We start from the raw sequence: 12501 nt of genomic DNA, 5'->3' as shown, positions 1-12501 counted from the left end.
CCGACGAGATGGACGACTTCTTCGTCATCGACGGAGAGCCGCGGCACTACCTGATCCCTTCCGCCGTCGTCGGTGGGCTGCACGCGATCCACGTCGATGCGTACGCCCGGTATCAGGTGCCGACCCTCACCTCCCACGACCGGCCACCGAGAGGTCCCGGACCTGGACACCATCGAGCGCACCGACGACGTGTGAGCAGGGCCGGCCGTCGGTGGTGGGCTGAGGAGTCCATCGGGGCGCGCCGCGGGTGGCCTCGGCCCGGCGTCAGGGCGCGCGGTCCACCACGGCCTGGGCGACCGCGAGGTCCTCCCACGACATGCCGACGCTCTTGAACACCGTCCGGCGGCGTGCCGGCAGGTCGTCCGGTGCGCGGACGGCGTCGCGCATCGGCACCAGGTCGTCCGCCGAGAGAGCGCCGTCGGCGATGGCGAGGATGACGTCGCCGGCCTCGCGCAGGGCGGTGGCCACGTCCTCCACGATCACCGTCGCGTCCGCGAGCAGGTCCGGGTCGAGCTCGCGCGCGTCGGGCTCGTGCGACCCGACGGCGATCACGATCGCCTCGGGCCCGACCGCGTCGGCGGCGAACAACGGCGACCGGGCGCTCGTGGCGCACACCACGACGTGCGCGGCCGCCAGCGCGGCCGCGAGCCGGCCGCTGTCCGCGGCGAGCACGGTGCCCGACTCGTGCACCGAGGCCGGGACCCGGTCGGGGTGGCGCACGACGTACGTGACGGACCCGAGCGGCCGGGCCGCGACGGCGGCGAGGGTGTCGACGTGGCCGAGGGCCTGCGGCCCCGCGCCGAACACGACGACCTCCAGCGGCGCCTCCACCCGCACCAGCGCGTGCCGGACGGCCGCGACGGACACGGCGGGGGTGCGCAGGCTCGTCAGCGCGGTGCCGTCGAGGATCGCCCGGAGGCTGAGGGTCGCGGCGTCGAACAGCAGGTACGCGGCCTGGATCCGGGGGAGGCCGCGCTCCGGGTTGGCGGGCGCGACGGTCGCCACCTTGACGCCGGCGTGCGCGCCGACCTCGGAGGGCATCAGCAGGAGCTGCCCGTGGCTGGTGGCGGGGCCCACCCGGGGGATGTCGTCGGCGGGGTCGAAGCCGCCGGCCAGCGCCGCGGTGATCGCGTCCACGGCGCCGTCCGGGGCGAGGGCCGCCGCGACCGTGGCGGCGTCGAGATAGCGCGGGCCCGCGTCCGGTGCTCCCGTGCTCATCGCAGCACGAACCCGGGCGTGAGCGTGTCGTCGGGGTCGACGACGAACGCGGACTCGGCGACCTGGTGCGCGGTCCCGGTGATGACGGGGACGACCGCGTCCCGGCCCGCGTCGGTCAGGCGCTCCTGGACGCGGGCGTGGAACCTGGTGCCGACGATCGAGTCGTGGACGAGCGCCTGCCCGTCCCCCAGACGGCCCGTCGCGGCGAGGACGGCGACGCGCGCCGCCGTGCCGGACCCGCAGGGGGACCGGTCCACCTGCCCGTCGGCGAAGATCGTCACGTTCCGCTGGTGCGGGCCGCCGTCCGCCGACGTGCCGAGGTCGTCGACGAAGATCGTCCCGTACAGGCCGCTCAGGCGCGGGTCGGACGGATGGTCGAGGCGGGGGTCGCCGGCGAGGGCGGCCTTGACCTCGCGGCCGAGAGCGATCAGGTCGACGAGGTCCTCCGGCGTCACGCGAAGGCCGGCGCTCGCGGCGTCGACGCACGCGTACAGGGCGCCGCCCCAGGCGAGGTCGGCACGGAGCTCGCCGCGGCTCGTCGCCACGGGCACGTCGGCGGCCACGAGCGAGCTCGGCACGTTCACGAAGTCGACGGCGCCCACCCTGCCGTCGTCCGTGGTCCGCACGCGGGCGGTCACCCGCCCGGACGGCACGTCGATGACCACGTCCGTCACCCCGGACGGGTCCACCGGCACGAGCCCCGAGCGCACCGCCCACGCGCCGAGGGCGATGGTGCCGTGGCCGCACGCGGTCGAGAACCCGTCCTTGTGCCAGAACAGCACGCCCAGGTGCGCGCCGTCGTCGTCGGGCGGCGTGACGAAGCCGCCGTACATGTCCGCGTGACCGCGCGGCTCGAAGCACAGCAGGCGGCGCAGGGCGTCGGCCTCCGTGTCGCCGATCGCGCGCTGACGGCGCTCGGCCACGGTCGCGCCGGGGATCGGCACGGTCGGCGCCGGCACGATGCGGAACGGCTCGCCCGCCGTGTGATAGTCGACCGTCCGGACCCGTTCCAGGTGCGGTGGTCGTCCGATGGTGGAGGCAGCGCGGCCCGGGTCCGTCATGCGCGCGACCCTACGGCACCTGGGCGGCGGTCGGAGGGGCTCCCGTCGCCGGCCACCGCTGCCCGGGCGGCCCCGCGCGCCACGGGTGACGATGGCAACGGACAGGGCACGCCGAGACCGGGCGCGGACACCACTCGCGCGTCTCGGGCGACACCGACGATGGGAGCTTCTCCATGTGCACGGGAATCCGGTTCTCGGACGGCCACGGCAGCGTCTACCTGGCACGGAACCTCGACTGGACCAGCGGCTACGGGCAGCAGGTGGTGATGACACCCACCGGGTTCGCGCCGAGCTCGCCGTTCGGTGCCGTCCCCGACATCAAGCACGCGACCATCGGCATGGGCATCGTGGAGGAGTCCACGCCGCTCTACTTCGACTGCGGGAACGACGCCGGGCTGGCGGTCGCCGGGCTCAACTTCCCGGGGTACGCCCAGTACGCCACCGGACCGGTCGACGGCGCGGTCAACGTGGCGGCGTTCGAGTTCCCGCTGTGGGTGTGCTCGCAGTTCGCGAGCGTGGAGGAGGTCGAGGCGGCGCTGCAGGACGTGGTGATCGTCGACCGGCCGATCAACGACAAGTACCCCAGCTCGCTGCTCCACTGGATCATCGCCGACGGCACGCGCGCGATCGTGGTGGAGCACACGGGCGACGGCATGCACGTCTTCGACGACGACGTCGACGTCCTGACGAACCAGCCCGGGTTCGCCTGGCACCACGAGAACCTGCGCAACTACCTCAACACCTCGCCGGAGTTCCCCCAGGAGGTCGCCCTGGGCAGGGCGCTCCTCGGCCCGTTCGGCTCGGGGTCGCACATGCGTGGGATCCCCGGCGACTACTACTCCCCGTCCCGGTTCGTCCGCGCGGCCTACGTCAACGCGCACTACCCCACGAAGGACACGGAGGAGGAGAACGTCAGCCGCGCCTTCCACACGCTGCAGCAGGTCGCGATGGTCGACGGGTGCGCCGCGATGGGGTCGGGGGAGTTTGAGATCACCGTCTACACCGGGCTCTTCTCGTCCCGCACGGCGACCTACTACTGGAACACCTACGACGACCCCACGGTCCGCAGCGTCGCGCTGGCCGAGCACCCGACCGACGGCACGGACCTCGTCCTCGCATAGCCGCCGTCGCGGAGGTCGCGTCGCGGTCGCGTGCTGCCCGCGGCGTGCTCCGGACCCCGTTAGCGTCCTCCTCATGGACCCGGTCCGAGGGGCAGTCGCGGTCGTCGTGCTCGTCGCGGTCACCTTCGCCGTCGTCGCGGGGCTGCGGCTGGAGAGCCCCTGGCTGCAGCCGTGGGCGGCGGTGCGGGCCGTCGTCCAGCTCGGGGTGCTCAGCCTGGTGCTCGGCGGGGTGGTCACGGACCTGCGGTGGACGGCGGCCTTCCTCCTCCTGATGGTCGGGACCGCCTGCGCGACCGCGCACGGCAGGTTGCGACGCCTGGGGCCGTCGAGCGTGCCCCGGATCGCGGCGACGGTGCTCGTGGCGGCGACCGTGCCCGTGTCCGTCGTCTTCGTCAGCGGCGCGCTCCCCCTGGTGCCGCGGTACCTCCTGGCCATGGGCGGGATCGTCGTGGGCGGCTCGATGACGGCCGCCACGCTGATGGGGCGGGCGCTCTTCGCGGCCCTGGCCGACTCGCGCGGGGAGATCGAGGCGTGGCTCGCGCTGGGCGCGACCCCACGACAGGCGGCGCTGGAGCCGACCCGCCGGGCGGCGTCGACGGCGCTGGTCCCGGCGACCGACCAGACCCGCACGACGGGCCTCGTCACCCTGCCGGGCGCTTTCGTCGGCGCGGTGTTCGCCGGGGCGGACGTGGTGGACGCCGCGCAGTTCCAGGTCGTGGTGCTGGTGGCGGTGCTCTGCAGTGGCGCGCTGACCACCCTGATGTTCGCGTGGTTCTTCGGCGCTCCCCGTTCCCTGCCGGCTGCGACCCCGACCACCTGACGGGCTCCCGGGGTCCCTCGCGCTGCGACCTCGGTCACAGGGTGGGGCGTTCGGTCGCGCAGGGAGTACGCTCTGGCGGGTTAGTGCAGCCTCGCCTAACTTAGGCGAGGCTTGGTGTGTCCCGTCAGGCCCCGTCCGCGGGCACGGCATCTCATCGAAGGGTCACGGATCCCGTGTTCGCGAACTTCCTCATCGGCCTGCGCGAGGGCCTCGAGGCGTCGCTCGTCGCCTCCATCCTCATCGCCTACCTGGTCAAGACGGGGCGGCGCGACCTGCTGCCCGCGCTGTGGACCGGGATCGGTGTCGCCGTCGTGGTGTCTCTGGGCTTCGGCGCCGCGCTGACGTTCGGCCCGCAGGGGCTGACGTTCGAGGCGCAGGAGGCGATCGGAGGGACCCTGTCGATCGTGGCCGTCGGCCTCATCACGTGGATGATCCTGTGGATGGGCAAGACCGCCCAGCACCTGCGCGCCGACCTCCAGCACAAGCTCGACGACGCGATCGCGGCGGGTCGGTGGGCCGTCGTGGTGATGGCGATGCTCGCCGTCGGCCGCGAGGGCCTCGAGACCACGCTCTTCCTGTGGGCGGGGGCGAAGGCCACCGGCACCAGCACCCAGCCGATCGCCGGCGCCGTCCTGGGCATCGCGGTCGCGATCGTCCTGGCCACCCTGGTCTACCGCGGCGCGGTACGGCTCAACCTGCGGGCGTTCTTCGCCTGGACGGGGCTGTTCCTCGTGTTCGTGGCCGCGGGGGTGCTGTCCTACGGCGTGCACGACCTGCAGGAGGCGGGCCTCCTGCCCGGCCTGCACCACCTGGCCTTCGACGTGTCCGCCTACGTCCCGCCGACCAGCTGGTACGGCACGGTCCTCAAGGGCATCTTCAACTTCTCGCCCGCGACGACGTGGCTGGAGCTCGCCGTCTGGTGGCTCTACGTCGTCCCGGTGCTGTTCCTGTTCGTCCGCACCGTCTGGTTCCGTCAGCCGGCGCGGCCCGCCGCGGCCGTGCAGCCCGCTGCCGAGCCCACCACCGCACCTCTCGGAGGAGACCGATGAACCGCCCCCGCCTCACGCGCGCGACCACACCGCTGCTCGCCGCGTCCCTGCTCGTCCCGCTCGCCGCGTGCACGCCGAACGAGCCCGCCGCGTCGTCGGCGGAGGGCACCGGGGGCCCGGCCGCCCTGACCGTCAGCTCGACGGACGACGCGTGCGACGTGTCCGCGGCCGAGGCCCCGTCCGGGCACCTGGTGTTCTCCGTGACGAACGACGGCACGCAGGTGACGGAGTTCTACCTGCTCGCCGAGGACGGCCTGCGCATCGTGTCCGAGGTGGAGAACATCGGCCCGGGCATCACCCGCGACCTCGTGCTCACCGCCAAGCCCGGGTCGTACGTCACGGCGTGCAAGCCGGGCATGGTGGGCGACGGGATCCGCGCCGATTTCACCGTCACGGACTCGGGCACCGACGTCGAGCCCACCGGCGAGCTCGCCGACCAGGTGCAGGCGGCGAGCACGAACTACGTCGCCTACGTCAAGGACCAGACGGAGCAGCTGCTCACCGGGACGCAGGAGTTCGTCGACGCGTACACGGGCGGCGACGACGCCGGCGCCCAGGACCTGTACGCCGACGTGCGTGTGCACTGGGAGCGGATCGAGCCGGTCGCGGAGTCGTTCGGCGACCTCGACCCGCGCATGGACCTGCGCGAGGCCGACCTCGAGGACGGCCAGGAGTGGACCGGCTGGCACCTGCTGGAGAAGGACCTGTGGCAGCCCGCGGCGAAGGACAACGGCGGCACGGAGTACACGGCGCTCACCGCCGCCGAGCGCACGAAGTACGCCGACCAGCTCCTCGCCGACACCCAGGAGCTGTACGACCGGACGCACGAGGCGACGTTCGCCGAGCAGATCGACTCCGCGGCGATCGGCAACGGCGCCAAGGGGCTGCTCGACGAGGTCGCCACGGGCAAGGTGACGGGCGAGGAGGAGATCTGGTCGCACACCGACCTGTGGGACTTCCAGGCCAACGTGGACGGGGCGAAGGTCGCCTACGACGGGCTGCGCGACGTGGTCGTGGCCAAGGACGCCGACCTCGCCGACGACCTCGACGCCCGCTTCGACGCGCTGCAGGGGAACCTCGACGCCTACCGCGACGGGGACGGGTTCGTGCTCTACACGGACCTCACGGACGAGCAGGTCAAGCGGCTCGCGGACGACGTCGACGCTCTGAGCGAGCCGCTGTCCCGGCTCACCGCCGCGGTCGTGCTCTGAGGGGGAGCAGCGCCATGACCGACTCGCCCGCCGCTCGCGGCACCTTCTCGCGCCGCGCCCTGCTGGGCGCGGCGGGGGCCGGCCTGCTCGGCGCGGGCGCGGCGGGCGGGTTCGCCGTCGCCCGGGCCGGCGGCCAGGACGCGCCGGCGACCGCGCCGCAGGACGTCGTCCCCTTCGCCGGGCCGCACCAGGCCGGCATCGTCACACCGGCCCAGGACCGGCTGCACTTCGCGACGTGGGACCTGACCACGACCTCCCGGGACGACGTCGTCGCGCTCCTCAAGGCCTGGACCGTTGCCGCCGCACGCATGACGCAGGGCCTGCCCGCGGGCACGTACGGACCCGTGTCCGGGCCCTACGACGCGCCCCCCGACGACACGGGCGAGGCGCAGGAGCTCCCGGCGTCGAACCTCACGCTGACGTTCGGCTTCGGACCGTCGCTGTTCGCCACGGCGGACGGGACCGACCGGTTCGGGCTCGCCGCGCGACGCCCCGCCCTCCTGGAGGACCTGCCGCACTTCCCCGCCGACGCGCTCGAGGACGCACGGTGCGGGGGAGACCTCGCGGTCCAGGCCTGCGCCGACGACCCGCAGGTGGCGGTGCACGCGATCCGCAACCTCGCCCGCATCGCGTTCGGGACGGCGAGCGTGCGCTGGAGCCAGCTCGGCTACGGCCGCACCTCGTCGACGTCCACGTCCCAGGCGACCCCGCGCAACCTCTTCGGGTTCAAGGACGGCACCGCCAACCTCAAGGCCGAGGAGGTCCCGGCGCTCGACGAGCACGTGTGGGTCGACACCGAGGACGACCCCGCGGCCGGCTGGCTCGCCGGTGGCTCCTACCTCGTCGCGCGGCGCATCCGCATGACGATCGAGACCTGGGACCGGGCGCCGCTGCGCGAGCAGGAGGCCATCGTCGGGCGGACCAAGGGGTCGGGCGCCCCGCTGTCCGGGGGAGAGGAGTTCACGGAGCCGGACTTCGAGGTCGAGGGACGCGGCGGAGTGCCCCTCATCGACCCGTCGGCGCACGTCGCGCTGGCCCATCCGACCCGCAACGGCGGCGTGCGGATGCTCCGCCGCGGATACAACTACACCGACGGCTCGGACGGTCTGGGCCGCCTCGACGCGGGGCTGTTCTTCCTCGCGTACGTGCGCGACCCCGCCACGCAGTACGTGCCGATGCAGACCACGCTGTCGCGCGACGACCCGATGATGGAGTACCTGCGGCACACCGGCTCGGGGATCTGGGCCGTCCCCCCGGGGGTGCGGGACGGGGCCGCGCTCGTGGACGGCACCGGCGGCTCCTTCGTCGGGGAGGCGCTCTTCGCCTGACCGGCGGGCCACCAGGCTCCCGCGGCGTGGGCCCGCGGAGCCGCGTCGTCAGTCGCGGCCGGACTCCACCCACCAGATGCGGTGGTGCAGGGCCCGGTGGGACACGTCGAGGAGGTCGGCCGCCCCCAGGACCGCCGCCTCCGCCCGTCCGGTGCTCACCGGCCGGGCGGCGCCCACGGCGCGGGTGACCCAGCGCAGCACCGTCGTGTCGCCGGCGCCCCGGACGCCGACGTTCATCTGCAGGTACTCCCACGACAGGGGGCCGTTCCCGCGGGCCGAGACCCACGTGGTGCGGGCGGCGGCGAGCGTGCTCGGCGAGGCGTCGCGCAGGTCGGCGGCCGTGTCGACGCCGACCCGCCCGAGCGCGGCGACGGCGTCGGCGAGGGCCACCGACCTCAGGAGCGGCGGCCGCACGCCGGGCGCCTTGGCGTTGTTGAACAGCACGGCGGCGGACGCCTCGGGGCCCCCGGCGCCGTCGACGGCGGACAGGAGGTCGCGCCCGGAGTCCTGGTACGGGTCGGCACCCTGGGACCGGCGCAACGACCGGTACTTGTCGAGGACCTTGACGACGCCCGCGTACCGCGCCCGCAGCGAGTAGACGGCGTCGATCGCCGACAGCGCGAGGGAGCGGGGGTAGCCGCTGGGCTCGGCCCAGGTCTCCGGCAGCCCGAGGGTGGCCAGGGCCTGGTCCCGGACGGCGGTGGCGTCGTCGGTCACGGTGTCGGTCATGGCCAGAACGTAACGGGTGTCGCGCTCGGCGGTCGTGACCGGCTCGGCGTGGTCCCAGGGCTGGGTCGCGGGCCCGGTCACCACCCGCGGACGACCGCGCCACGGTCCCCGACGCGGAGCGGGTGAAATGCGGCCGGCCGCCCGCTCGGGGCGCGGTCCGGGGACGAAGATGGAACGGGAGGCCCATGCAGGTCAGGGCAGGCGTCAAGGTCGCGGGACGGGCCTGAGCCGGACCTCAGGCACGACGCCCGCGACCCGGGCAGGAGTCGTGGTGAGCGTCGACGCCGCCGTGTTCGTCGTGCGGACGGGCGCGCAGGCCGGGGAGCGGTTCGCCGTCCCCGGGGGAGGAGCTGTCGTCGTCGGCAGGGGCGCCGACGCCCAGGTGCGGCTGAGCAGCCCCGGCGTGAGCCGACGCCACCTCCTCGTGACCGTGGTCGACGGCGCCCCGGTGGTCCGGGACCTCGGGTCGTCGAACGGGACCTTCGTCGGCGAGGTCCGGCTGACCGGGGACCACGTCCTGCGGCCGGGGGACACGCTGCTCGTCGGGGACGTCGGGCTGCAGTTCCTGGGGCTCGGCGCGCCCGACCCGGAGCGCCGGTCGACCGGTCCGCCGGCCACCACGACACCCGAGGCCCACCTGCGCACCGCGCCGATCGCGAGCGGCGGCGCGCGGCTCGTCGGGCCCGAGGTGGCGGACGGGGGTGGCGGATCGTCATCGGCCGGGCGCGAGAGCGACGACACGCTCCCCTGGTACCGGCGGGTCCGCCCCGCGGTCGTCGGCGTCGGGGCCGCCGCGACGGCCCTGGCCGCCGTCGTCGGGCTCTGGCGGAGCGTCGCGCCGCCCGACCGGGAGGACTTCGCGGAGATCACCCAGGTGCGGGTGCTGCAGCAGGCGACGCTCAGCGAGTACGGGCGACAGCTGCCGGACAACGACGTGAGCCTCTCGGCCGCCCGGGACGGGCGCGGGTCGACGGCGGCCCGCGCCGCGTGGTCCACGACGAGGATCGAGGTCCGCGCCGCCACCGGAACCGTGAGCCCGACGCCCACCCTCGCTCCGACGCCGACCGTGAGCCCGACGCCCACCGTGAGCCCGACGCCGACGGTGAGCCCGACACCGACCGGGACGGTGAGCCCGACCACCACGACGACCGCACCGGTCGTGGCGGCGCTCCAGGGCTGGGACCCGCCGGACGCGGGCCTGCTGGAGCGCGTGGAGGGCGACCCCGTGCTGGCGGACGAGAACCTCGACCCGGCCACCCTGGTGCTGCTCGCCTCCAACGGTTTCGTCGAGGGCCGCGACGACCCGGAGGAGGCGACGCTGCCGGCGGAGGAGGTCGCGGTACGGCTGGCCGACTCGCTGCGTCAGGTCGAGGACCGCCCGAGCGACGGCGGGCACGACCGGCTCGGGTGGCTCGTCGCCGTCGACCTGGAGACGAGCGGGTACGCGGGCGTCCCGCTCCTCCTCACCTGGTCGCTCGGCGGCCCGACCGTGTCCGCCAACTGGGCGGCCGACACCGTGGCCTTCCGCCTGACGGCCGACAAGGACCACGACAACGGGAGCGTCGAGCTGTGGGTCCCGGACCTCGAGGAGCCCGGCGCCTACCGGGTCAACGTCGAGCTGGTGCGGGTGTCCGACGGGGAGGTCGTCACCCATGGGCCCGAGGCCGAGATCACCGACCCGTAGACACCACGGTCCCGGGCCCGGACCGGACGGGGCCGCCACGGCTACGGTGTCGCCATGCCGTTCACCCCCGCCCACGCGGCCGCCGTCCTGCCGCTCGGGCGGACGGCCCTGCCCCAGAGCGCGCTGGTCGCGGGGTCGACGGTGCCCGACGTGCCGATGTTCCTGCCCGGGCGGCACGGCTACGACGTCACGCACTCGCTGTGGGGCGTGGTGACGGTGGACGTGGTCCTCGCGGCGGCCGTGGTGTGGTGCTCGTTCGCGGTGGTGCGCGACCCGTACGCGGACGTGGTGCCCGGGGTGCGCGACCGGGTGCCGGCGACGGCGGGTCTCCCGCGCCGGTGGGCGTCGGTGGCGCTCGCGGCGGGGCTCGGGGCGCTGACGCACGTCGTGTGGGACTCCGCGACGCATCCCGGCGGGTGGACGGTCGAGCGCGTGCCGTGGCTGCACACGCCGCACGCGGGCCTGCTCGGCGCGCAGTGGGCGCAGTACGCGTCGGGCGCGGTGGGGCTCGCGGTGGTCGGGGTGTCGGTCGCGTGGTGGGCCGCCGTCGGACGGCAGGCTCCGGGCGAGGCCGCCTGACGCGGGGCGGTCCCAGCCGCCCGGTTTCACCCGCCCGGCGCGCCCCGGCGGGGTCGTCCCGCCCTCCCTCCTGGGGTCGCACCCGCACCGGAGGAGAACCACGATGTCCACGCACGACCTGTCCGCCGCGCAGCCCGGCACGACCGTGCCGCGGCGCACCGCGGCGCGCGTCGCGGTCCAGGTGCTCGCGGGCCTGCTCGCGGCGGCGCTCGCGGGCCTCGTCGCGGGCCTGCTGGCCCGCGGGCTCATGCGGCTGGCCGTGCTGGCCGCGGGCGGGGAGCCGGAGGCGAGCCTCGGCGGGACCGCGGTGATCGTCGTCTTCTTCGCGGTCGTGGCCGCGCCGGGGGCCGTCGCGCGGGCGGTGGGCGCCCGCCGCACGAGCGCGGTGCTGCTCCTGCTCGGCGTCCTCTTCCTGGCCTCGCAGGCGGTGCTCGTCGCCGCGGCGGACCTCGGTGCCGTCGACCTCACCACCTCCGCGACGGCGGCCATGGTCGCGATCGGGCTCGGGTTCGTCGCGGTGATCGGCGGCCTCGGGCTGCTGGCATGGCGGTTCGCGTCGCGGGCGTCGCGCTGACCCTCGCACCGACCCGACGGGCCCGTGGCCGGGCAGCTCAGCCGCCCGGCGGCGGCGCCGGGACGGCCACGGCGGGGTCGCCGAGGATGACGGTGCTGGCGCGGTCGTGCGCCGTCACCCGGCTGTAGACCATGAGGTCGAGGCTGGCCCGGGCGGCCGCACCGAACGTGGTCTGGTTCTCCCGCTCGGCGGCCTGGTAGCCCTGGAGCAGCGCCCCGATGGGGCGGTACCAGGGCTCCATCGCGTACCCGACCGGCCGGCCGAGGAACAGCCGCTCGTACAGCGCGGCCCGCAGCTGCGACGTCAGCGGCTGGACGTTGGGCGGGAACGCGAGGGTCCAGTCGAGGGTGGGCTCGACGTGCCCGACGAAGGCCCGCAGCGGCTTGGGGGCGCCGAGGAGGGCGCGCGGCAGGGGCGAGGTCACCGCGCCCAGCGCGGCGACGCGGGCGAACGTGGCGGCGAGGTCGCCGGTGAACAGCCGGTCGTAGGCCGACGGGCTGTCCGCGCCGGCGGAGCAGCAGGCCTGGGCGAACCAGATCGCGCCGTCGGGGTCCCAGGACCGCAGCAGGGCGTCGGGGTCGAGGAGCGCATGCTGCTGGTCCACGGGCTTGCCCAGGTCGGCACCCATGGCGGCCAGGTCGCCGAGCGGCCCGGTCTGGCCGTGGCTGCTGGTGACGACGACGGCCGGCCGGTGCTGGGTGAGGGCCGCGGTGAGGCCTGCCACGGTGGCCGGGGCGACGCGACCGTCGAGGAACGTCGGCGCGAGCTCCGCGTCCTCGCCCATGGCCCGCGCGAGCGGCTCCGCGACGACGTCGCGCATGAGCGTGGTGATCTCGCCCGCCTGGTGGTCCACCGCCCACACCACGGGCGCGGACCACTGCGCCGCCGAGCCGCTCCAGTCGTCGAGGACGGCGTCGACGTAGCGGGTGAGGGCCGGCCCCTCGAGGTCGAGGCGCCCGACGTAGCGCACCGGGTTGAGGATGTACTGCACGCTCCACGGCACGTCGGCGGGGGAGCCGTAGATGAGCAGGAACGCGGGCAGCTCCCCGGCGTCGGCGCCCGCGGGCGAGGCCTGCTGGAAGTGCTCCTCGCCGCCCGGCAGGTCGAGCGCCGGGAGCCTCCCGTCC

The 12501-nt window shown here is 75.0% G+C and carries 12 protein-coding genes; 8 read left to right on the top strand and 4 right to left on the bottom strand.

Going from position 1 to position 12501, the window contains the following annotated elements; genetic code table 11:
- Window positions 1–264: 264 nt before the first annotated feature.
- Both ACFU5J_RS20260 and ACFU5J_RS20255 read right to left on the bottom strand, forming a co-directional pair.
- The gene (locus ACFU5J_RS20260; protein WP_430579919.1) at window positions 265–1218 is read right to left on the bottom strand and encodes an ornithine cyclodeaminase family protein; all 954 of its coding nucleotides are present in this window, start codon (window positions 1216–1218) and stop codon (window positions 265–267) included.
- A complete protein-coding gene (locus ACFU5J_RS20255) occupies window positions 1215–2279 on the bottom strand; it encodes a proline racemase family protein (RefSeq protein WP_430579918.1) in 1065 nt (354 codons plus the stop codon). Before ACFU5J_RS20255 ends, ACFU5J_RS20260 begins: the two co-directional genes overlap by 4 nt.
- A gap of 173 nt (window positions 2280–2452) precedes the next feature.
- On the opposite strand from ACFU5J_RS20255, the gene bsh reads away from it, so the two are divergent.
- From bsh to efeB, 5 genes are all read left to right on the top strand, one after another.
- Complete coding sequence (gene bsh, locus ACFU5J_RS20250; protein WP_430579917.1) at window positions 2453–3400, top strand: choloylglycine hydrolase; 948 nt, start codon at window positions 2453–2455, stop codon at window positions 3398–3400.
- A gap of 73 nt (window positions 3401–3473) precedes the next feature.
- Complete coding sequence (locus ACFU5J_RS20245; RefSeq protein WP_430579916.1) at window positions 3474–4220, top strand: ABC transporter permease; 747 nt, start codon at window positions 3474–3476, stop codon at window positions 4218–4220.
- Window positions 4221–4393: 173 nt separating this feature from the next.
- Entirely contained in the window at window positions 4394–5269 is an 876-nt protein-coding gene (gene efeU / locus ACFU5J_RS20240) for an iron uptake transporter permease EfeU (RefSeq protein ID WP_430575576.1), read from the top strand.
- Window positions 5266–6480: an iron uptake system protein EfeO gene (efeO, locus tag ACFU5J_RS20235; protein WP_430579915.1), complete on the top strand. Its 1215-nt coding sequence runs from the start codon at window positions 5266–5268 to the stop codon at window positions 6478–6480. Before efeU ends, efeO begins: the two co-directional genes overlap by 4 nt.
- A 14-nt stretch (window positions 6481–6494) precedes the next feature.
- Window positions 6495–7808 (top strand): iron uptake transporter deferrochelatase/peroxidase subunit, encoded by a 1314-nt coding sequence (gene efeB / locus ACFU5J_RS20230; protein ID WP_430575578.1) that lies wholly within the window; start codon window positions 6495–6497, stop codon window positions 7806–7808.
- Between the two features lie 48 nt (window positions 7809–7856).
- Here efeB and ACFU5J_RS20225 read toward each other — a convergent pair whose 3' ends face one another.
- On the bottom strand, window positions 7857–8537 hold the full coding sequence (locus tag ACFU5J_RS20225) for a hypothetical protein (protein WP_430579914.1): 681 nt from the start codon (window positions 8535–8537) through the stop codon (window positions 7857–7859).
- Between the two features lie 271 nt (window positions 8538–8808).
- On the opposite strand from ACFU5J_RS20225, the gene ACFU5J_RS20220 reads away from it, so the two are divergent.
- From ACFU5J_RS20220 to ACFU5J_RS20210, 3 genes are all read left to right on the top strand, one after another.
- Window positions 8809–10221 carry an FHA domain-containing protein gene (locus ACFU5J_RS20220; protein ID WP_430579913.1) on the top strand — a complete coding sequence of 471 codons (1413 nt, stop codon included), beginning with the start codon at window positions 8809–8811 and terminating at the stop codon, window positions 10219–10221.
- 54 nt (window positions 10222–10275) lie between these two features.
- Complete coding sequence (locus ACFU5J_RS20215) at window positions 10276–10800, top strand: DUF4184 family protein (RefSeq protein ID WP_430579912.1); 525 nt, start codon at window positions 10276–10278, stop codon at window positions 10798–10800.
- Between the two features lie 103 nt (window positions 10801–10903).
- Window positions 10904–11374, top strand: a complete 471-nt coding sequence (locus ACFU5J_RS20210; RefSeq protein ID WP_430575582.1) for a hypothetical protein — start codon at window positions 10904–10906, stop codon at window positions 11372–11374.
- 37 nt (window positions 11375–11411) lie between these two features.
- Here the strand turns inward: ACFU5J_RS20210 and ACFU5J_RS20205 are convergent.
- Window positions 11412–12501 (bottom strand): hypothetical protein (locus ACFU5J_RS20205; protein WP_430579911.1); only part of this gene is annotated, 1090 nt, incomplete at its 5' end.

Source organism: Isoptericola sp. NPDC057559, from assembly GCF_042801555.1.
Lineage (GTDB): Bacteria > Actinomycetota > Actinomycetes > Actinomycetales > Cellulomonadaceae > Isoptericola.
Note: the sequence above shows the minus strand (reverse complement) of the source record. Positions and strands in the feature narration are given on the sequence as shown.

Excerpts from the sequence above, each read along its gene's own strand:
- ACFU5J_RS20210 (WP_430575582.1), top strand. The coding sequence starts at position 10,904 with ATGTCCACGCACGACCTGTCCGCCGCGCAGCCCGGCACGACCGTGCCG.
- efeO (WP_430579915.1), top strand. The coding sequence starts at position 5,266 with ATGAACCGCCCCCGCCTCACGCGCGCGACCACACCGCTGCTCGCCGCG.
- ACFU5J_RS20225 (WP_430579914.1), bottom strand. The coding sequence starts at position 8,537 with ATGACCGACACCGTGACCGACGACGCCACCGCCGTCCGGGACCAGGCC.
- ACFU5J_RS20215 (WP_430579912.1), top strand. The coding sequence starts at position 10,276 with ATGCCGTTCACCCCCGCCCACGCGGCCGCCGTCCTGCCGCTCGGGCGG.
- ACFU5J_RS20245 (WP_430579916.1), top strand. The coding sequence starts at position 3,474 with ATGGACCCGGTCCGAGGGGCAGTCGCGGTCGTCGTGCTCGTCGCGGTC.
- ACFU5J_RS20260 (WP_430579919.1), bottom strand. The coding sequence starts at position 1,218 with ATGAGCACGGGAGCACCGGACGCGGGCCCGCGCTATCTCGACGCCGCC.
- efeB (WP_430575578.1), top strand. The coding sequence starts at position 6,495 with ATGACCGACTCGCCCGCCGCTCGCGGCACCTTCTCGCGCCGCGCCCTG.
- bsh (WP_430579917.1), top strand. The coding sequence starts at position 2,453 with ATGTGCACGGGAATCCGGTTCTCGGACGGCCACGGCAGCGTCTACCTG.
- ACFU5J_RS20255 (WP_430579918.1), bottom strand. The coding sequence starts at position 2,279 with ATGACGGACCCGGGCCGCGCTGCCTCCACCATCGGACGACCACCGCAC.